The organism is Paenibacillus sp. FSL F4-0125 (assembly GCF_038008565.1).
Taxonomy (GTDB): Bacteria; Bacillota; Bacilli; order Paenibacillales; family Paenibacillaceae; genus Paenibacillus_AQ.
Map to the genome: position 1 here is coordinate 4,677,934 of NZ_JBBOZJ010000001.1, position 21,171 is coordinate 4,699,104.

The window sequence follows — 21,171 nt, forward strand, 5'->3', positions numbered from 1 at the left end:
CATATTCACTAATTTAGTTATAAAGAAAGGTAATACTATGATAAAAGTTGATAACTTATCCTTCGCATTTCCGCAAAAAGAACTATATAAAAACATTACATTTACGCTTGAAGAGGCACAACATTGCGCTTTTATAGGAACAAGTGGCAGTGGTAAAAGTACACTGATCGATATACTGATGGATCCAGAAAAATATTTGTTCGAAGGCAAGCTAGAGATGGACCCAACCTGCAAAATTGGGTATGTAAGTCAGTTTTCGCAACTAGACAAATCTAAAGAAACAACCGTTTTTGAATATATAGGAGAAGAATTTATTAAGATTCAGAATGAAATAACAGCTATTCTCACTGAGATGGAAACATCCTCAGATATTGATTCATTACTCGAAAAGTATCAATTAGCTCTAGATGCCTTTGATTTAATGGATGGAAATGATTTTGAAAGCAATATTAATAAGAAACTAAATTTAGCCAACCTTTTGAAGCTAAAAGATGCTAGGGTATCTGACCTAAGTGGTGGGGAATTCAAGCTTATTCAAGTGATGAAGGAAATGCTGACTCGTCCAGACTTAATGATTATGGATGAGCCCGATGTATTTTTAGATTTTGAAAACCTAAATGCACTTAAAAATCTTATTAATGCTCACAAAGGAATATTGTTAGTTGTTACGCATAACCGTTATCTATTGAATCATTGTTTTAACAAAATTATACACCTTGAAAACATGGAGATCCAAGAGTTCGATGGGCGATATATTGAGTATAACTTCTCATTACTTCAGACGAAAATTGAGTTACAAGAAATCGCAGTCGCTGAACAAGAAGAAATTGAGAGATACGATGACATTATTGATAATCTTAGAGCGATCGCAACCTATAATTCAGAAGCATCTAGAGGGAGAGCGTTAAAAGCTAGGGTTAAGTTTCAAGAAAGATTGGAAGCGCGAAAAATTAAAGCGCCATTCGTTGATATTAAGCAACCGGAAATCAGTTTTGGTGTGGACAATGAAATTGAAGAAGACATCACTGTTTTAAATGTGAATAATTATAGTGTTTCCTTTGATGAGTTGATTTTAGAAAATGTTAACTTTGAGATGAAGCCTACAGATAAAGTAGCCCTTATCGGTCCAAACGGTACCGGGAAAACGACTTTACTCCGAGATATCTTTAAAAATAATCATGATTCAATTAAAATACATGATGATGTTAAAGTGGCTTATCTTTCTCAGCTTCAAGACGAAGTGCTAAAGGATTCTAATACCATACTAGAAGACTTCATCGATGCTGGGTTTGCAACTTATGACGAGATTAGAGCACATCTTTCAAACTATGGCTTTGAAGGAGAAATTCTTAATCAAAAGATAGAATCTTTATCTGGTGGCGAAAAAAATATACTGCAATTGGCAAAAGTTTCTGCAAGTAAAGCAAACTTATTGCTTCTTGATGAACCGACAAGCCATTTAGACACCTATACACAAATCGCACTGGAGAAGGCCATTGAAGACTATAAAGGTGCGATTCTCATGATTTCTCATGATTTCTATTCTGTAGTAAATGGTATGGATTATGTATTAATCATTGACGAGAAGACGATTAGAAAAATGAGTATGCGAAAATTCAGAAAGATGATTTATGCCAGTCATTTTGATAAAGACTATTTAGAAAATGAACAAAATAAAAAAGCAGTTGAAATGAAAATAGAATTAGCTTTAAAAGACAATAATTTTGAACTTGCAAAAGGTATGGTTGACGAGCTAGAAGAGCTGATTAAGCTGCTTTAAGATACAATCCTCTGGTGGAAAAGTATAAACAAAAAAGACACTGATGAATAAGATCTCAGTGTCTTTTTGCTGCATTGATTTGATACGGGTATTTTCAGAATCCCATTCATTTAATCAGTAATTTTTTCAAGCGCAAAAATAGTGGCCTCTGCTAACAAGATAAGCCTATCGTTATTAACAACAAAAAAACTTAAAGGTATTCCCAGGTTTGTAGAAGGGTCACTTATATTTATTACTTTTACTACATCATTTATATTTAAGTCTGGGATATCTATTTTATATAATCTATAAAAAGAGTCAGAGTTATAACATGTCGCTGTAATCTCATATAATGGTTTTTTTAGTTCATATTGATAAACACTATAGTTTTTAAGTCCTTTTGATGAAAAAAAGTCTTTTTTGATGATAATTTCATCTCCAATAAATTTTTGCCCAGTTGGATATTCAGAAGCATCATTATATGAATTTGCAAATCCTAAAAGCTTCTCAACTTTCCAAGTTCCATAGAAATCTTGTTCAGTTTCACTATCCAAATTTATACTTTCTTGAGCACAATATACGGATGTGTTTTTTGGAATAATAGACTCATCCGTTTCAGGTTTAGGCTCACTTGAAGTATTTGGATTTGATGTCATTTCAACATTTCCATTAGCCGATGCTAACATCAACATTATCATAATACAAACCAATAATATTTTTTCCACATTTCACACTCCCACTATTTTTTCAAGTTCTTATGTCTCCTTCTAAATTAAATATTTGTTTTATCAGATGCTAAATTGTTCCATTAGAATCTCTATAATCAACTCCATTGAAGAAAGTTAACTGTTCATACCTCGATGTATCAAACTGTCCAAGAACAAGTTTTAAGCTTTCTACACTGAGCTTTTTTTTGATTTTTCTGATAATTTTTGTTCTCGATTTTTCACAAGCATTCTTTGTTATTTCATTTTCAATACTATTACATCAGTGATATTAATTGTGTTTGTAGATATACTACAACATAAAAATTATCAATCTGAAATTCAAAGTCAGTCATAAACAAACACTCCTCCATTGGATTTACCGAACCCAATAAAGGAGTGAAATTTATACATATACAAAGAAGAAATTGATTGGCTTAAAATTACCTAAAAAGAAGTTTATCGGCAAATTTGTTTTAGCCTAAACACCTTCCAACAATTCAAAATCACTTACCACGCACTGCCCCTAACCCTTTCAACTAACCTTATGCTCAATCCGCAGCTTGTCGGCTACCTCGACATTAATTTTGTACAACATCTCTTCTAAACTATCAATTAAATTGACGTTTATAATTATTCCTCTTCAAACAACCTTTTCTCATACATTTTCGGCACTGTAGTATAATCCTTCTTTAGAAACAACCCATCCCATTTTGCGAGAATATTTGGAAAATGCTTTTTCATTACTTTCCTTGAGAAACTATCCTTTGAATTTGATGTTAAAGTAATGTACTGTATGTTTGGCATAATTAATATTAGACTAGCGAATAAGCTTAGTCCAAGGAGCATCAAACTAAAAAGCCAAAAGTCCTTCGGAAAAAGTCCACGTCCTAACAATTTGAAAAAACCAGAAAAATAAACCAGTAGTGCAGAGATTACATTAATTCCTTTTACTGTCTCAAATAGAAACTTCATTGATTCAAAATAGAACCTCTTCCAATATGGCTTTGTTTGAATGTACTGTTGCCACTTAAACTCACGATACAATAAATTTGTTGAGTTTCTATATCCTTCCTTCACTTTATAATAGAGAGTATTTTTAAACTCCCATAATATTTCTTTCCAAAGTCCTTCATCACGTAATAGTTTGAACTGTCGATAATTTTCACTCAATTCATAGAATGTGTCCACTAACTCTAAGTTGCCCAGTTTATAAATAGAAGTATTATTAGCAAGATATTTTTCAAAAAATGCATCTAGTAACTGTTCCCTATCTCTAGGTTTAACTGAGTCTGAAATTATCTTCCTCATTTCATGGTACATGGGGCTGAAGACTTCTTTCATATTTTCTTGCGTAAATTGAACCAACCTATCATTCTTCTTAGTTCTAATACCAAACATATAACCCAGAGTAACTGATAAAATAGCAGTTGCTACAGGTAGGTACTTTACAATATCTATTTCCATAATAATCAATCACCTTTTCATTAACTCAACTATGTAATATCTAATTCCTTTAACCTATTCTAACCAATCAAACTAGTTAAATGTTACCATGTTTTGTATAATCATTACAGTGATTTATTGTAAATTAACAACAAAAAGAGATAGCCATTAGTGACTATCCCCTTAGATAAATTGCATGCAGTATATAGAACTACCCAAATACTGCAACAACATTTAATCCACTCACAGTCGCTCCACTAAAATCCCATATGCTCTGAGGATGCGCCTTGCCGCTGACACTAGAAAGTCTCAAATGATCTCTACCTCTATTTCTAAGTATCCATTCTTCTCCATTAGATGCTGAACACTTCTGATGCTAACACGATTATATGGCATATTTGTTAGTTCATCGTAATGTATCTAAGCACAAAGTTCAATTTGACTACAAAATATACATCTCCATATAAAACAAAGCCACTCCTGAAACAAGAAGTGGTTTCTTTATTGATTCTTTGTATCCCACTCAAGATTGCTTTTCCAGTCAGACCACAATGACTTTATCTTATTAACTAACCACTCTTCAGTCTGTTGCGCTTGGTTTACGATTATTCAATGCTCTATAAAGAGTCTCTTTCTTTACATCTATTATTAAATACAATAGTATTCAAATATTTGTATTCATTAGATGCAGAAACAAGATACTCCTCGAACTTAAGAAAAAAAGTATTGTCTTCAATATTCCTCCGCAATTTTCTCTGAGCATTCATTTTTTCAAGACTAGGTTTAAGCCAATTTTGCATTACTTGGTGAACTGATTGTTTCAGTAATTCCGAAGTGAAAGGATCAGTAGCCACTAAAGTTCCCCGCTTTAAAATTAATTTTTAGAATGTGTATTTCCATTTTACAACTATTTTAAAATAATTCTGATTAATGGAGGGTTTCAATAAATATGGAACGCTGATAATGCAGAACATAAAACTCAAATTCTATCTATGGCTTATTAAAGATTTGATGATTAAGAAATCACTTAGAATACAGGTTTGTACTACTAATACTCTTATAATAAAAAGCCTTCGAATTCGAAGACTCTTTATTATAATTATTTTGCTTTAATATTAAAAACTGCCTTACCATTTTCAATACTATCGATCCACCTTTTATTAAAATGCAAGACGGAAAGAAGTATATCATTAGGTATATTAATCTCTTCTAGAATCAAACTAAGAACTATTAATTTCAAACTCTTGTTAATATTGATGAATTGATAAGGATTAAATAGCATGTTATCTAATTCACCAAAGTGAGTATTATAATCCCTGTTAACTCGAACTAAATCAGCATAATACTTTATATCCATTCCCATAAGAACTATTTCTTGCAGTTCTCTGTCTAAGGATTTTATCACCTCTTTAATCCTTCTTTGAAAGCCAAATTCATTTGCATATTTTAGGGTTGCAGCAAGTTTGTTGTATAAATCACCAGAACCATCTTCTTTTATCACAGCTAACATTTTACTTGTCGTTTTCAAATATACATCTTCATCAACAAATTTATTAGTAATAACTTTATTATCTCGATGTGCACTTTCCACTGCCTTTGCATAACCTAAAAATATGTCTTCTAATACCATATTTTCAGCCCTTGTAAAAGTATTAACATATAGTAGCATGCTTGATTTTATATTTATTTCATACCACTTATTGAGCACAACTTCTAAATTTTTTTCAATCCGCGGTAATGCTAATATAAAGTCTTTATGGATATCCAGTTCCATTTTTTCATAATCATTTGATGGTGAAGTGTACACTCTTACATTGCTTTCATCTTCATTCTTAAAAATCATTGACTCAATAAATACTTTTGAATCAGTAAGTATGCATAGAAAGTTCCTAAAATGCCAAAGAGCTTCTCTAAACCATTCCAAAGTTTTGTGACTTTCAGTCGTGAATTTTATATAAGGTATGTATATCAATTGTTCTTGTTTATATCTTTGACTTTTACTGTGAATAGTAAAAGTTGAGGATATCTTTGCATTTAGAGAATTAACATAAACCTCAAATGTTTCAATATTTCTCACTATTATTTTCGGATAATTTTCTTCTTCACTAATAATTTCTAAAGGATCATAACTTAGCCAGGTTTCTAGGTTAGAGTAATGAACTAAGCATTCCTTAAATTGAATATCAGTAATACTATTAAAATGTCTACCTACAAGTAATGTTTCAAAATCCAACTTCACAATATTTAGTATTCCACTAGTAGAATATCTTGTTGTACTCCTTGCAGAATAACCATCAATAAGTGTAATAAGCCCGCCAGAACTATCACCTAAGAATATATAACTTTCAATATTTTCATTTAAATCTTTTGTGGTAAAGTTATCAAATTGATCAAATATCAGTTCTAGTCTAATACCTTTTTTTGAGAATTTCAAAGTTCCAGTAACCTTATTTTCATTCTGCCCAGCAAGCCACCACTTCCCAGTATACTCAAATTCATCATATATTGACGGATGTAAACTCAATAACATCTCACCTTTCCATATAATTCTAATAATTATTTATCTTATCACCTATATAAATTATATCCTTAAAACATTTTGTATATATAATTAATAATTACCTAACGCATCACATGATGATACAAAATCTTTTATTGAGACACAATCTCTTACCTTTGAATTAAGCTTATAGAGGGCTAATTCTTTTTCATAAGAAAACACCTTGGATATTAATACGTTAGTTATTAATGAACAGGCTATTTGTTACGTTACGAAAAAGTTATTCAGCGTCTCTAATTTGTGTAGTGCTAAGTAATCATTTATATGTAATCGATAGAAAATGTATGGTTCAAAAATGTATTGAAAATAAAGTAACTGCGCGGGAACATCATATAGGTAATTGAAAAACACTTTGATATTCCGCACATAGTTAGCAATGGTTGTCGTTGAAATTTCTTTTTTGAAGTCTACACGACGTTCTGGATGATTAACTTTTTTAGATTCTTCAGCGCTTACAACAGAGTACTTGCCACGTTCCCTTAAAAACTTGATGTATTGACGTATATGACCAGTCTGCACCTTTGTAACTTCCTCAATCTTGAAATGCTGCTTTAAGTAATGACCAAAGAGCTTTAGCGCTTGTTCATAGCTTGCCATTGTTTTACGTGAAAGATTCTTGGAGGAACAAAATAACATGAAATTGTCTACTTGAAATTCGAAGTCCGTCACAACAAAAAACCGCCCTTCATTGGATTTTTGGAAACCCAATAAACAGCGGTATTTATAGCTCTTCTCAAAAACATTTATCGGTTTTAAACACACCTTTTCGGATATTTATCGGTATCCTTACTTTACCAATAAACACCTACCAGCAATCCACAATCACTTACCACGCACTGCCCCTAACCCTTTCAACTAACCTTATGCTCAATCCGCAGCTTGTCTGCTACCATGGCAATAAATTCCGAGTTAGTAGGCTTAGATTTGGAGATATTAATGGTGTAGCCGAATAGATGGCTGATGGAGTCAATGTTGCCACGGGTCCAAGCCACTTCAATCGCATGGCGAATCGCGCGTTCAACGCGTGAAGGAGTGGTCTTGAATTTCTCTGCAATGGCTGGATAGAGCGTTTTTGTAATCGCACCAAGGATCTCGATATTGTTATATACCATGGTGATCGCTTCGCGCAGGTACTGATAGCCCTTGATATGTGCTGGAACACCAATTTCATGGATGATCGAGGTAATGTTAGCATCAAGATTCTTGCCCTTCGTAAGCGGCACTACATTCGATCTGGACGTCGACGAATAGTTGTACATGTTCGAGGATGAGCTCATGCTGCCTTGGACCCCGACAAGTTGACGTACACGATTTGCCAGGACCTCCATATCGAACGGTTTCAAAATATAATAGGATGCACCAAGCTGTACAGCTCTTTGAGTGATGTTCTCCTGACCAAAAGCGGTCAGCATGATGATCTTCGGTTGAGGATTCAGATCCATATCACGCAGACGTTCCAAGACACCCAGACCGTCTAAATGAGGCATGATGATATCAAGAATAAGGACATCGGGAACTTTACGTGCTTCGCTGAGCATTTGAAGCACCTCTTCACCATTGTAGGCGATACCCGTTACCGTCATATCTTCTTGTTCAGAAATGTATTCGGAAAGCAAGTTCGTAAATTCCCTGTTATCATCGGCCAACAACACTTCAATATTCTGCACTGGCTGCTTCCTCCTTAATTATATCTGCTATTCGAAAATAACATTTTTTTCTTGTCTCTTAACATTTTCGACATGGAGATTGAATTCCCTTCTGTCGAAAATTATTTTTCTTTATTTTTTTTCTGGCATGGATTATAATTAAATATTTTATTTCAAAGTTCGATAATCTTCGTAATCCTTCGACAAAAAAATCTTAAGGCTAAACCGCCTTAAGATTTAATGGATACCTATTCTCCTGTAGCGTTACACCAGAATCCTTAAGCATCCATTCGATGAAGCAGCCATATCCGGACTTAGGATCATTTACGAATACATGAGTTACTGCGCCGATGAGCCGTCCATTTTGAACGATTGGACTTCCGCTCATCCCTTGAACGATACCACCTGTCTTATCGATCAGCCGAGGATCTGTAATACGAATTACCATACCCTTTGTAGCTGGTGTCTGCTGATGTGCCACATGAATGATCTCAACCTTAAACCGTTCCACCTGCTGCCCATCTACAACGGTTAGAATCTCAGCAGGCCCTTCCTTGACTTGATTGCTCATTGCCACAGGAATAGGTTCTTTATAAAGACTATGCTCGGGATTACGATTCATTTTACCGAAGATACCAAAATCTGTATTGCTCTCAACATTGCCAAGCACTTGGCTTTCTTTCAAGAAATGAGCTCGTTTCTCACCAGGATCGCCATCTTGGCTTTTAGATATCGACGTTACACTGGACTGAACGATATGACCGCTGCCAACAACGATTGGTGTTCCTGTATTCATGTCCGTAATCACATGTCCTAAAGCTCCATAGACACCCTGTTTCGGGGCATAAAAAGTTAATGTGCCGACACCCGCTGCAGAATCTCGAATGTACAGGCCTAGCCTCCAGACTCTGTCATTAATATCATACGCGGGTTTGAGCTTGGCTGTATGCTCTTTCCCAGCGCGTTTAAAGACAATCGTCAGAGAATTATTCGCTTTTCCGGCGCGATCCACAAGCTTGGCCACCTTAGATAACTCGTCCAACTTCTCTCCATCAATGGAGATCATCAAGTCACCAGGTACCAAACCGCTGATTTCACCGGGGGAAAGCTTAGATTTCTCGGATACTTCAATCAGATGATGTCCTACAACCAGAACACCTGCTGATTTCACTTTCACTCCGATCGTTTGACCTCCCGGGATCACCTTCAGTTCCGGTTTCATTCCTTGCGCAGTCACCTTGGCAGGCTCACTGTTCAATGGTGCGGCAAAACTTTGGTGGGTTCCCGTTATGCCCGATAAACTAAGAAAGAAGGCAAATAAAAGGCCTGGCATTAACTTCCTGAGGTTAGGCTTCAATGGCTGTCACGCTCCCTTTTGCTTCTTTCGCTTGACGAAAAAGGTGGTCGCCAATTGCGTACCTATAAGATAACCTTGCCCCCAGGCTTTTATTACTGTCAATCATTGTTCCGCTTAGCTTGTTGCAGCCTTACTGGCCTCAGCCAAATTGAGCATTTCCTGCGAATGGTGCAATGTTTTTTCGGTAATTTCCACCCCACCCAGCATTCGGGCAAGCTCCATTACACGTCCATCATTCGAGAGTGATTCCACTTCAGTCATGGTTCTTCCGTCCTCAACCTTTTTGCGGATTAAGTACTGATGATCAGCCATACAAGCCACCTGCGGTAAGTGCGTAATGGAGAACACCTGACAGGTGGAGGACAGCTTATACAGTTTATCTGCAATGGATTGAGCAGCTCGACCACTCACACCGGTATCCACCTCATCAAAAATCAGAACTGGAATTGCATCATGACGCGCAAAAATGCTCTTCATTGCCAACATAATACGCGACAACTCACCACCCGAGGCAATTTTGCCAAGAGGTCTTAACGGCTCGCCAGGGTTAGGGGAAATCATAAATTCCGCACTGTCGATCCCTTGTCTTGTGAGACGTATACGCCGACCCTTATATTCAACACCACGTGGGTCCTCCAGCGTATCTAATTTAACCTGTAGCGAGGTTCTTTCCATCTGAAGATCTTTAAGCTCACTTTCCACTTGCGTGGCCAGATCAGACGCACACAGCTTCCGTGCATCACTTAATTCAGTAGCTGCTTCCATCAACACAGCTAACAATGCATCGCGTTTGGTCGTCAGCTTCTCCAGATATTCATCTTTATTCTCAAGCAGATCGGTTTCCCGATGGATTTGTTCATAATAAGCCAGAATCTGTTCTACACTATCTCCGTATTTACGGCGAAGTCCGGTGATTAAATCAAGACGGTTCTCGATTTCTTCGAGTCGCTGTGGGTTGAACTCAATCTCTTCGCGGTAATCACGAAGCTGAAATGCAGCATCCTCCAGTTGATAATAAGAGGACTGCAACTGCTCAAGCACGGATTTAAGACCCTTTTCATCGTAACGAACCGCATCCTCGAGCCTTGAAATGACATTACCGATGGATTCTAAGCCTTGTCTATCATAGAGGAGCTCATATGCACCGGATACGGAATCCATCATTTTCTCACTGTGGGATAGTTTGACCCGTTCTTCGGCAAGTAATTCATCTTCTCCCGGTTTTAATGCGGCAGATGAAATTTCTTCTAACTGAAAACGATATAAATCAAGCATTTGGTATGCCTTCTGACTGGATTCCTGCAGCTCTCGGAGCTCTTTCTCCACTTTCGCAAAGGCGGAATACTTTTCCTGATATACCGCTTTAAGCGGCCCGATTATAGGTTCTCCGTATGTATCCAGCAGTCCCAAATGTCGTTCTGCCTTCAATAAGTTTTGGTGTTCATGCTGTCCATGAATATTCACCAGCTGCTCGCCAATTTCACGAAGCATCGTAAGATTGACCATTTGTCCGTTTACGCGTGATGTGCTTTTCCCCTGAGAAGTAAGCTCACGACGTATAATAAGATGCTCCTCACGCTGGGCCTCAATGCCAAGGCGCTCCAAAGTATCCCAGACGGGATGACCGCTGGGAAGGCTGAAGAGCGCTTCCATCTCTGCTTTTTCACAGCCGTAACGAATAGAATCCGCGGAACCGCGGCCTCCGGCAATCAGTCCAAGCGCATCAATAATAATGGATTTACCTGCCCCAGTCTCCCCTGTAAGCACATGGAAGCCAGGATAAAAATGCACATCTACCGCCTCAACGACGGCTAGATTGCGAATAGACAAGGTTTCTAACACTAATAGAGCACCTCCGAGAAGATGATAAGAATTCGATAGAATGATGTTAATACTTTTTATATTTTAAGAAATATAACCCATAATTTGTGAAATTACGGTCTTGCTGTCCTCAGGCTGGCGGCAAATAATAAGAATGGTATCATCACCAGAGATGGTACCCATAATTTGTGGCCAGTCAATATTATCGATCAAAGCTGCCACTGAGTTAGCGGTCCCCGGTAAGCATTTCATCACCACAAGATTAGCCGATGAATCGATCTGTACAAAATTATCCACTAGAACGCGCTTCAGCTTCTGGATTGGATTGTACCGTTGATCGGTTGGAAGTGAATATTTATATCTTCCATCATCCATAGGAACCTTAATAAGCAATAGCTCTTTAATATCCCGAGATACAGTCGCTTGAGTAACCTGGAAACCAGATTCACGCAAAGCTTCTACCAGCTCGTCCTGTGTCTCGATATCCTTTTGCGTAATAATCTCGCGTATCTTAATATGTCGTTGTCCCTTCATTGTTGCCTCCTAAAGTTTTGTAAGCGACACTTCCAGATTAGCAGCGACAAAACTACTTCGGAAGCATAGACTTAGTTTTGTAAGCGATGCATCCTGAATAGCTTCGGCATAACTACTTCGGAAGCATACACCTAGTTAAATATGGACTCAGTTTGATTCTCCGTCATCCCTGCCGAGCTTAATCACTTGAATAGATCCCGCAGCAACATTAACATACAGAACTCCGCTGCATTCCGGATAAATCAGTAAGTACGGAAGCAAGGTATCCCGTAAGCCACTTCCTGTGAAATCTAAAGGTTTGCGTGGTCTGGAAAGGATGACCAAATATATTGATCCTTCTTCCTTAGTCGCCACATAATCTATAAATAATCGGCTATACATCTGTGCCCCGTTTACGTTGAAGGACAACGGGATTTTGAGCTTCCCTCCAACCACCTCATACCCTTCATCCTCTAGTATGTCTATAGAAGGGTGAGGAATAATCACTTTATTAAACGGGATCTGATCCTTCATGAAAGAACGCGGAGAACTTTGCAGCCATATATATATCCGATAAATTATAAAAATCGATAATGCTACTCCAATAAACGCCATGACGACCTTGTCAGAGCTACCCGCCACTATCAATCACCTCGGTGATTTATTCGCGTGAAGCCTTGCTAATTCCTTCTTCTGCGCAGGCTTTTTAGGAGCTTTCCGTATATTCGATTTCACTGACTTGACCATATGGAAAAAGAAACTCACCGGCGCGATGAGTTTCCATGAGTTGAATTTACATTAAAAGTACCTGTAGCCTGCTTAATCACTTCATCCGCTAGAGATGGGAAATCCTCCACTGGTATGACTGATGAGACAGCATCTGAAGGTAATAATACCTCTTCATCTTCCGCTGTTTCAGGCGTTAGTCTCCAGTGAGCAAGAAACTCGATATTCCCTTCCCCACCTGTAATCGGTGAAAAGGTTAATCCCTGTAGCTGGTAACCCAGCTCTGCCGCCATGGTCAGTACATTAATCAATACCTCTTTATGGACAGCAGAGTCACGAATCACACCTGATTTACCAACCTTCTCCCGCCCCGCCTCAAACTGCGGCTTAATCAGCGCGGCAATATCCGCCGGGCGCTTAAGCAACGCTTTGAGCGGTGGAAGAATTATTTTTAAGGAGATAAACGAAACATCAATACTCGCAAAATCCGGGATCGGACCCACCAAATCTGGAGGCGTCATATATCGGAAATTCGTACGTTCCATAACACTAACGCGTTCATCATTACGCAGCGACCAATCCAGCTGATTATAACCAACATCTATCGCGTACACATGGCTTACTCCATTCTGAAGTGCACAATCCGTGAAGCCTCCAGTAGAAGCACCGATGTCTAACATGGTCCGTCCCGTAAGATCAATGTTAAATTGACGAAGAGCCTTCTCCAGCTTTAGGCCCCCACGACTGACATAAGGATGCACAGAGCCCTTAACCTTAAGAGTTGCCTCCCGTGACACCTTCATACCAGCCTTTTCAATGCGTTCCTCATCCGCGAGCACTAGCCCTGCCATAATGGCTGCTTTAGCTTTCTCACGGCTTTCATAAAAACCTTGCTCAACAAGCAATACATCTATCCGTTCTTTACGGTGTTCCATGGTCATCTCCCGATCGTTCAAAGGGTTGCTAATTTCCGGCTTCCACTTAGGAAGACGAAGTTGTTTTGTAATTATAAGCACTCAAAGCCATCATGGACTTGATACGTGCACATAGTTTTTCTACAGTAAGACCTGTTTCCTGGCGCTGTTCTTTAATGGAGCCGTGCTCCACAAAGATGTCAGGTACACCCATCAGGTGTACACGAGCATCATAAATTTCATTCTCTGCGTAGAATTCTAATACCGCACTGCCGAGACTTCCTGCTTGGCTAGCCTCTTCAATAACAACCATACTGGTTCCAGCGTGAGCCAAATCAAGCAGCATAGAGTTATCGAGCGGCTTCAGGAAACGCGCATTCACGACGCCCACCTGAATTCCTTCACGCTTCAACAAATCAGCGGCTTCTTCAGCCACTTGAACCATAGGGCCGCAAGCAACAACCGCATAACCTTCCCCAGTACGCAGACGTTCCCACGATCCGATTGGAATGGTATGCATCTCTGCATCCATCGTCACACCCGTACCATTAATTCGAGGGTATCGGTAAGCGATCGGGCCGTCATTATATTCAAGCGCCGTCTTCATCATATGACGCAGCTCATTTTCGTCTTTAGGCATCATCATCACCATATTCGGAATATGGCGCATAAAGGCAACATCGTACACACCCTGATGAGTCTCACCATCCGCACCTACAAATCCAGCGCGGTCAATAGCGAACATAACATTTGCGTTATGACGGCAAATATCATGAACGATCTGATCATAGGCACGTTGCATGAAGGTGGAATACACCGCATATACCGGCTTCATCCCTTCCATAGCCAAAGCTGCACAAAGTGTAGCCGCATGTTGCTCCGCAATCCCGACATCAATCATACGATCCGGAAATTCCTTCGCAAATGGGAATAAACCCGAGCCTCCTGGCATCGCAGGTGTAACTGCAATCAGACGCGAATCCTCCCGGCCCAGTTCAATTAGCGTACTGCCAAATACTTCGGTGTACATTGGCGGACCCACAGCTTTAAGCGACTGACCCGATTCAATTTTGTAAGGCGAAATAGCATGCGATTTATAGAAATCGGTCTCAGCCGGTTTGTAGCCCTTGCCCTTGGTCGTCAATACATGCACAAGTACAGGTCCAGCCACATTATCTGCTTGGTGGAAGGTATCAATCATTTTCTCTAAATCATGTCCATCCACCGGACCGAGATACGTAAAGCCTAGCTCTTCAAACAATACACCAGGTACCATCATATATTTAAGACTGTTCTTTAACTGTTCAGCGGTCTTCGCTAAACGCCCTCCGATGGCCGGAATCTTCTTAAGCAGCCCCTCAACCTCATCTTTAGCACGCAAATAGTGGCGATCTGAACGAATCTTGCTTAAGTAATTGTGCATTGCCCCTACGTTAGGAGCTATGGACATTTCATTATCGTTCAAAATAACCATCAGCTTACGCTTCTCATGACCAATATGGTTAAGTGCTTCAAACGCCATTCCGCCAGTAAGTGCTCCGTCACCGATCACGGCAATTACTTTGTTGTCCTCACCCTTGAGATCACGGGCCATCGCCATCCCCATTGCTGCTGATAATGAGGTGCTGCTGTGTCCAGCTTCCCACACATCATGCTCACTTTCGGAGCGCTTAACGAATCCGCACAAGCCCTGATATTTACGCAGGGTGTCGAAACGGTCTTGGCGACCGGTTAGTATCTTATGGACATAGGCCTGGTGACCAACGTCATAAATCATTTTGTCCCGAGGACTGTTATAGCAATAATGCAAAGCCAAAGTGAGCTCCACGACTCCAAGATTGGATCCAAGGTGCCCACCAGTTGCTGTAAGCTTCTCAATCAGAAATCGACGAATTTCCTCCGCTAGAGTATTTAACTCATCAATTGACAGAGATTTCAGTTGTTCAGGATCATTTATTTGTGGAAGCAGCACGTATAGTTCCCCGCTTTCCTAGATGTTGTAAATTATATAAAACCCATTATAACACAAACGAAACGGCTGTCGAAATACAGCCGTTTCGAAAGTTCATAATTAGTGATCTCGTGCCATTAAATAATCTGCAATTTCCAGCAGGCGCTGGTGGTCGTGAAAGCCGCCGTTCAGTACAGCATTACGGGCTGTTTCTGTAAGCTGCTTCACTTCTTCACGCGAGGCTTCGAGGCCAATAAAATAAGGATAGGTTACCTTATGCTGTTTGACATCACTGCCTGTCTTTTTACCAAGCTTGCCTTCGTCCCCAACCAGATCTAGAATGTCATCTTGGATCTGAAAAGCGAGTCCAACGGCTGTTCCAAATTCATGTAAGGCCTCGAGCTGCTGCTCGTTAGCGCCTGCAATACGACCGCCGGCTAGCAGCGAGAAGATAATCAAATCTCCTGTCTTATGCAGATGAATGTATTTCAACTGTGCATGATCCGTTAGACCCTGTTCGCCTTCCATATCTGCAATCTGACCGCCAACCATGCCGCGTGGACCTGCCATTTCAGCCAAATCCTCAACGATGGATAATGCACTTTCAGCTGGAACACCAAATTTCCGTGAAGCTTGTACCACACTGTAAAAAGCATGGGTCAGAAGCGCATCACCCGCAAGGATCGCCGTAGCTTCCCCAAAGACTTTATGATTCGTAAGCTTTCCACGCCGATAATCATCATTATCCATGGCAGGTAAATCATCATGAATCAACGAGTAGGTATGTACCATCTCTATAGCCGCAGCGACAGGCAAAGCAGCCTCTCGACTTCCTCCGAGAGCTTCACAAGCAGAAATCACCAGCAGTGGCCGGAGGCGTTTGCCCCCAGCCATTAGTGAATACATCATCGCTTGCTGCAAATTCTCCGGAACCTTCCATTGCGTAGGAAGAATAGCTTCTAATTCATGTGTGACTACGTCACCGATAGATGCGATGTAATCCTCTAGAGGCTGCCGTTGTGTTTCTCCTGCAGAACTTTTCTCAAGCTCATGATCAAAGCGAGTCATCGGCGTCCCCTTCCAGACGTGCACCAAACGGCTTCTTGCGCAGTTCTCCGTCCTCTAGGGTAATCATTTCGATCTTACGCTCTACCTGTTCAAGCTTACTGCCGCAAAGCTGAGATAACTTCATGCCTTGCTGAAATAAATCGATGGCCTTCTCCAGGGGAACGTCGCCGTGTTCAAGCTCACGTACGATTTCCTCCAGTCGGTCCATGGCGCCTTCAAAATCAAGTTCCGCTTCCTTCGTCATCGTCTTTGCCATCCTCCTTCATTCCCCATACCTGGCAGTTCAGCTGTCCGTCGTTCATCTTTATCACTACAAGATCGCCAAGCTGCACTTCGGTCAGCGATTTTATTAAATGTTCTTCTGCCTCGTCATAGACTAAGCTGTAGCCTCTCGACATGACTTTTAGCGGGCTTAGCGCATCCAGATGACGAATCTCCGCTGCATAGCGAGATTTCTTCTCCTGCAGGCGGGCCTGCATGGCACCCATCAGCTCACGGCGTATGCTCTCGGTGCGCTGCCGCGCAGCGGCAACACTGCCGTGCGGATGGAAGCGCTGCAGACTATGATGCAGCACAGCTTTGCGCTCGCGGGAACGGCTGAGCCGTGCATCCGCTGAGCGCTGGAGCCGTTCACGCAGCTGGTCCAGCCGCTGCGTGTGCTGCATCAGCGAGCGGCGCGGGCCTGCCAGCGCCAGCGAGCGTTCCAGCCCCGCGTGACGCTCGCGTCCGCGCTGGGCGCGTCTTTGCAGCGCTTGGCGCAGCCGCTGCTGCTGCCCGCGAAGCTGCGCAGCAAGCTCGCCGGCATGTGGCACGGCCAGCTCCGCGGCCGCTGTGGGCGTAGCCGCGCGGAGGTCGGCGGCGAAATCGGCAATCGTGAAGTCGGTCTCGTGGCCAACGGCCGAGATGACCGGAATGCTTGATGCCGATATCGCTCGCGCGACTTCCTCCTCGTTGAACGCCCACAGCTCTTCAAGCGAACCGCCGCCGCGGCCGACGATAAGCACGTCGGCCTCACCCATGCGGTTCAGCGCTCCAATCGCCTTCACAATCGAAGGCGCGGCGCCTTTGCCTTGCACCAGTACGGGATAGATTACAATTGCCACCTGCGGAAACCGCCGCTGGAGTGTAATCACGATATCCCGTACAGCTGCACCCGTTGGCGAAGTAATTACGCCGATGCACTTTGGAAAGCGAGGCAACGGCCGTTTACGCGCTTCTGCAAACAGCCCCTCTTGCTCAAGCTTACTCTTCAGCTGCTCATAAGCTAAATATAGACTACCAATTCCATCCGGCTGCATATGTGTGGCATAGAACTGGTACTGCCCGTCCCGTTCATATACGGTCACATTACCTCTTGCGATAACCCGGGCACCTTCCTTCGGAATAAACGGCAGGCGCTGGTTATGGGAGGCGAACATAATCGCCTTGATCCGGCTGCTCTCATCCTTTAGCGTGAAATACATATGACCGCTGCCGTGATGCGTAAAGTTGGAAATCTCTCCGCGAATCCATACATCCGAAAGTAACGTATCCGAGTCTAGCTTCATGCGGATATAACGGTTGAGTTCTTTTATCGAATAGACCTGCCGCTCTGCCGCCATGAATCCTACCCCTATTCCAAGCCGTGACGGCGTTTAGCCGCAATCAGCGTATTGCTCATCAGCATTGTAATGGTCATCGGACCAACCCCACCCGGAACAGGTGTGATGTATCCGGCAACTTCTTTTGCACTATCATAATCAACGTCACCCGCAAGCTTACCGTTATCCAAACGGTTCATACCGACATCAATGACAACAGCACCCGGTTTCACATACGAAGCATCAATGAAATTAGCACGTCCGATCGCTACAACCAGTATATCTGCTTGGCGGCTAATTTCTTGCATATTAGCTGTACGGGAGTGACACATCGTTACAGTAGCATTCTCACGTTGCAGCAACAAAGATACCGGCTTGCCTACGATATTACTGCGGCCAATGACCACAGCATGTTTGCCTGCCATACCTGTTCCTGTACGTTTGATTAGTTCAATTACACCAGCAGGTGTACAAGGAAGCAGACTGTCTGCACCAATCACTAGGTTACCTACATTTACAGGGTGGAAGCCGTCAACGTCTTTCTCCACAGAGATAGCATCAATAACGGCTTTTTCCTCAATATGCTTAGGCAACGGAAGCTGAACCAGAATCCCATCAATATCATCGCGTCCATTAAGCTGCGCTACGAGAGCCAGCAATTCTTCCTGAGTAGTAGTCTCATCCAGTTTATGCACTTCCGAATGGAAACCAAGGCTGATGCAGGATTTTTCCTTGTTACGCACATAAACCTGTGACCCTGGATCTTCACCTACTAGAATTACTGCCAGACCGGGCTTCACGCCGCGTTTCGCCAGTTCAGCAACCTCCTGGGCAATACCAATACGAATTTCCTCAGATACTTGTTTACCACTGATGATTGCTGCTGTCATGATAGTCTCTCCCCTTTTATATACTTTACTATTGTACAAGCATAAACGCCTTCGACTTCCTTATTAGGACGATAAGCGTTTAAGCGAGAAATATAAGACATAAAGAATAGATGCAAACTTAAGCTTTCTTACATTTTTTAATATTAAGAATGGTCAGCTTTAATTGTATCGATCTCTTGGATCATCTTCCCAAGTACACCGTTTACAAACTTACCGGAATCATCCGTTCCAAAATGCTTGGCCAAATCAATAGCCTCATTCACAGCAACCTTCGCCGGAACATCATTCGCAAACACCATTTCATAAGCCGCAAGACGTAAAATCTGACGATCGACACGTGACAAACGGCTCATCTGCCAGCCCTTTAAGTAATGCTCAAGCATATCGTCAATCGCAACTTTGTGCTCCCATACTCCGTTTACATGCTCCACCACATAGTGCTTGAGCTGAATCTCGTCCGTAATTACACGTTCGGTTTCATTCTCCTCTGAAGCTTCCTCCAGCAGCATTTCTACGGCATCCGCGCTTTCTACATCGTTCATTTCCATCTGATACAGGCTTTGGACAATAATCTCTCTCGCTATACGTCTTTTCATGTGTTCCTCCTAAAATCTTATATCGCATTAACATGTTTACTTAAACTTCTACAACGTCGGGCAACCATAGATAGAACTTCACACCTCTAGTGTGATAATCATTCAAACTTTTAATTGCATCGCCTACAATTATTTTAAGCCCAAATTCTTCGACTTCTATCCCTAATCCTTAGAGGATTATTGTCCGTTAATGATAAATTTCTTAATTAAAAAAACCGCAAAGCCTTTCTTCCTGGGGCATTGGACAACACAAACTTACGGCTTAATGCTCCGGGAAAAAGACTATCGCGGTTCATTTGAAGGGACGCCAGCGTCCGGACAGACGCGTGATCAGCTCCTGCCACTGAAACAGGGGAGCTTCTGCGTTATCCTTTCTTTTGCCGAGCGTATATCCGATGAACACTACCAGTGCAAAGAACAACATATCCCAAAAACCGCAAATTAAATAGATCAAACCTAGACCAATGCCGAAAGTCACTCCGGCGATTCTACCCCCGTGACTTTCCCATACTTCTTTCCAAGACATAAGGGAAACTCACCTCTATTCCACTCGACTTTTGAAGCTTGGAGACTGCGTGAGGTTAGCAATGTACACAGACACATCTGCAACCGGAATACCGGTTGTCTCCTGCACAAAATCATGCACCTGACGCTGCACTTCTGTGGTTAATAGCGGCAATGAATGTTCACCATCCACTACTGCGCGAATTGTAATTTCAAGGCCAGCCTGAGAAACGCGAATACGCGATTTGAGATCTCTGATTCCCTTCACTTTACCGGCAGCCTTCAGACTCAGATTCTCAATGGTCTCCACTGAAATCTGAATATCCCCATACTCTGTACGCTGATCAACAGAAGGTAAAGAAGCGCGATCACGACGCAAAGAGATGTAGAAAAATCGGATGCTCAGAAGGAACAAGACAACTGCTACTACAATTGCAGTAATATAAGCTGCTGGTCCATTCTCAATCTCCAAAGTTTTAGGAATAGCACCGCTCAAGAGGAGGATGGCAATAACAGATAATATTCCGATACTTAAGCTGTAGACAAACAGCAAAAGTCTGTCCAAAATTTTTGCCACGAGTCTCATAACCTCCTTAAATTAGAGTAAACCCTCGACTTTGCTGTCGGGGGTTTATGGAAGAACGACGACTGTTATTTCACGCGAAGAACCGTTTCAGCTTCCTCGTTCTTGTCTACAGTGTTGTTGTTCTTGAATTGTACATCATGAATATGCACATTCACTTCCACAACAGTCAGACCAGTCATAGTCTCGATGGAACGCTTTACATTACGCTGAATTTCAGCAGCCACTTCAGGAAGACGGTTACCATATTCAATGATTACAGAAACATCCACTGCAGCTTCGCGTTGTCCAACCTCTACTTTAACTCCTTTGGACAGGTTCTTACGTCCGAGAAGCTCAACAATACCACCGGCGAAACCACCGCTCATGCCTGCTACACCTTTAACCTCAACGGTTGCTAAACCTGCGATCACCTCGATCACTTCAGGAGCAATCTGGATCTCACCGATTTCTGTCCGTTCGTATTCTGTCGGCAATGTACTCATTTTAGACTTCACACCTTTCAACAAAGATTCTCATAAATTCAAGCGTAAAGCACGTCTCTTATTAAACA

Annotated in this window: 20 protein-coding genes; 1 reads left to right on the forward strand and 19 read right to left on the reverse strand. The window is 41.5% G+C overall.

Annotated elements, in window-relative coordinates; translation table 11 throughout:
- Positions 1–37 precede the first annotated feature (37 nt).
- Positions 38–1,780: an ABC-F family ATP-binding cassette domain-containing protein gene (locus tag NST74_RS20900; protein WP_341114224.1), complete on the forward strand. Its 1,743-nt coding sequence runs from the start codon at positions 38–40 to the stop codon at positions 1,778–1,780.
- A 110-nt stretch (positions 1,781–1,890) separates the two neighbouring features.
- Here NST74_RS20900 and NST74_RS20905 read toward each other — a convergent pair whose 3' ends face one another.
- The 19 genes from NST74_RS20905 to NST74_RS20995 all read right to left on the reverse strand — a co-directional run bounded on the left by NST74_RS20905 (position 1,891) and on the right by NST74_RS20995 (position 21,103).
- Positions 1,891–2,484, reverse strand: a complete 594-nt coding sequence (locus NST74_RS20905) for a hypothetical protein (protein WP_341114225.1) — start codon at positions 2,482–2,484, stop codon at positions 1,891–1,893.
- A 612-nt stretch (positions 2,485–3,096) separates the two neighbouring features.
- A complete protein-coding gene (locus NST74_RS20910) occupies positions 3,097–3,930 on the reverse strand; it encodes a hypothetical protein (RefSeq protein ID WP_341114227.1) in 834 nt (277 codons plus the stop codon).
- A gap of 1,078 nt (positions 3,931–5,008) precedes the next feature.
- The gene (locus tag NST74_RS20915; RefSeq protein ID WP_341114228.1) at positions 5,009–6,433 is read right to left on the reverse strand and encodes an ApeA N-terminal domain 1-containing protein; all 1,425 of its coding nucleotides are present in this window, start codon (positions 6,431–6,433) and stop codon (positions 5,009–5,011) included.
- Positions 6,434–6,673: 240 nt separating this feature from the next.
- Positions 6,674–7,138 (reverse strand): site-specific integrase, encoded by a 465-nt coding sequence (locus NST74_RS20920; protein WP_341114229.1) that lies wholly within the window; start codon positions 7,136–7,138, stop codon positions 6,674–6,676.
- Positions 7,139–7,320: 182 nt separating this feature from the next.
- Complete coding sequence (gene spo0A, locus NST74_RS20925) at positions 7,321–8,136, reverse strand: sporulation transcription factor Spo0A (RefSeq protein WP_042129795.1); 816 nt, start codon at positions 8,134–8,136, stop codon at positions 7,321–7,323.
- Between the two features lie 199 nt (positions 8,137–8,335).
- Positions 8,336–9,448 (reverse strand): SpoIVB peptidase, encoded by a 1,113-nt coding sequence (gene spoIVB / locus NST74_RS20930; RefSeq protein WP_341114231.1) that lies wholly within the window; start codon positions 9,446–9,448, stop codon positions 8,336–8,338.
- Positions 9,449–9,586: 138 nt separating this feature from the next.
- A complete protein-coding gene (gene recN / locus NST74_RS20935) occupies positions 9,587–11,314 on the reverse strand; it encodes a DNA repair protein RecN (protein WP_341114233.1) in 1,728 nt (575 codons plus the stop codon).
- Between the two features lie 63 nt (positions 11,315–11,377).
- Positions 11,378–11,827 carry a transcriptional regulator AhrC/ArgR gene (gene ahrC, locus NST74_RS20940; RefSeq protein WP_042190440.1) on the reverse strand — a complete coding sequence of 150 codons (450 nt, stop codon included), beginning with the start codon at positions 11,825–11,827 and terminating at the stop codon, positions 11,378–11,380.
- Positions 11,828–11,974: 147 nt separating this feature from the next.
- Positions 11,975–12,448 (reverse strand): hypothetical protein, encoded by a 474-nt coding sequence (locus tag NST74_RS20945; protein WP_249923668.1) that lies wholly within the window; start codon positions 12,446–12,448, stop codon positions 11,975–11,977.
- A 119-nt stretch (positions 12,449–12,567) separates the two neighbouring features.
- A complete protein-coding gene (locus NST74_RS20950; RefSeq protein WP_341115940.1) occupies positions 12,568–13,467 on the reverse strand; it encodes a TlyA family RNA methyltransferase in 900 nt (299 codons plus the stop codon).
- Positions 13,468–13,513: 46 nt separating this feature from the next.
- Positions 13,514–15,418, reverse strand: coding sequence for a 1-deoxy-D-xylulose-5-phosphate synthase (gene dxs / locus NST74_RS20955; protein ID WP_341114236.1), 1,905 nt, complete (start codon positions 15,416–15,418; stop codon positions 13,514–13,516).
- A gap of 99 nt (positions 15,419–15,517) precedes the next feature.
- Positions 15,518–16,465, reverse strand: a complete 948-nt coding sequence (locus tag NST74_RS20960; RefSeq protein ID WP_341114238.1) for a polyprenyl synthetase family protein — start codon at positions 16,463–16,465, stop codon at positions 15,518–15,520.
- Positions 16,452–16,709, reverse strand: coding sequence for an exodeoxyribonuclease VII small subunit (gene xseB / locus NST74_RS20965; RefSeq protein WP_042129807.1), 258 nt, complete (start codon positions 16,707–16,709; stop codon positions 16,452–16,454). Before xseB ends, NST74_RS20960 begins: the two co-directional genes overlap by 14 nt.
- Positions 16,687–18,066 (reverse strand): exodeoxyribonuclease VII large subunit, encoded by a 1,380-nt coding sequence (xseA, locus tag NST74_RS20970; RefSeq protein WP_341114239.1) that lies wholly within the window; start codon positions 18,064–18,066, stop codon positions 16,687–16,689. Before xseA ends, xseB begins: the two co-directional genes overlap by 23 nt.
- Positions 18,067–18,077: 11 nt before the next feature.
- Positions 18,078–18,935 carry a bifunctional methylenetetrahydrofolate dehydrogenase/methenyltetrahydrofolate cyclohydrolase FolD gene (folD, locus tag NST74_RS20975; protein WP_341114240.1) on the reverse strand — a complete coding sequence of 286 codons (858 nt, stop codon included), beginning with the start codon at positions 18,933–18,935 and terminating at the stop codon, positions 18,078–18,080.
- 143 nt (positions 18,936–19,078) lie between these two features.
- Positions 19,079–19,531 carry a transcription antitermination factor NusB gene (gene nusB, locus NST74_RS20980; RefSeq protein WP_042129811.1) on the reverse strand — a complete coding sequence of 151 codons (453 nt, stop codon included), beginning with the start codon at positions 19,529–19,531 and terminating at the stop codon, positions 19,079–19,081.
- Between the two features lie 292 nt (positions 19,532–19,823).
- Complete coding sequence (locus NST74_RS20985) at positions 19,824–20,057, reverse strand: DUF2273 domain-containing protein (protein ID WP_042129813.1); 234 nt, start codon at positions 20,055–20,057, stop codon at positions 19,824–19,826.
- 15 nt (positions 20,058–20,072) lie between these two features.
- A complete protein-coding gene (gene amaP, locus NST74_RS20990; RefSeq protein WP_042129814.1) occupies positions 20,073–20,612 on the reverse strand; it encodes an alkaline shock response membrane anchor protein AmaP in 540 nt (179 codons plus the stop codon).
- A gap of 74 nt (positions 20,613–20,686) precedes the next feature.
- A complete protein-coding gene (locus NST74_RS20995; protein ID WP_042132343.1) occupies positions 20,687–21,103 on the reverse strand; it encodes an Asp23/Gls24 family envelope stress response protein in 417 nt (138 codons plus the stop codon).
- Positions 21,104–21,171: the final 68 nt, after the last annotated feature.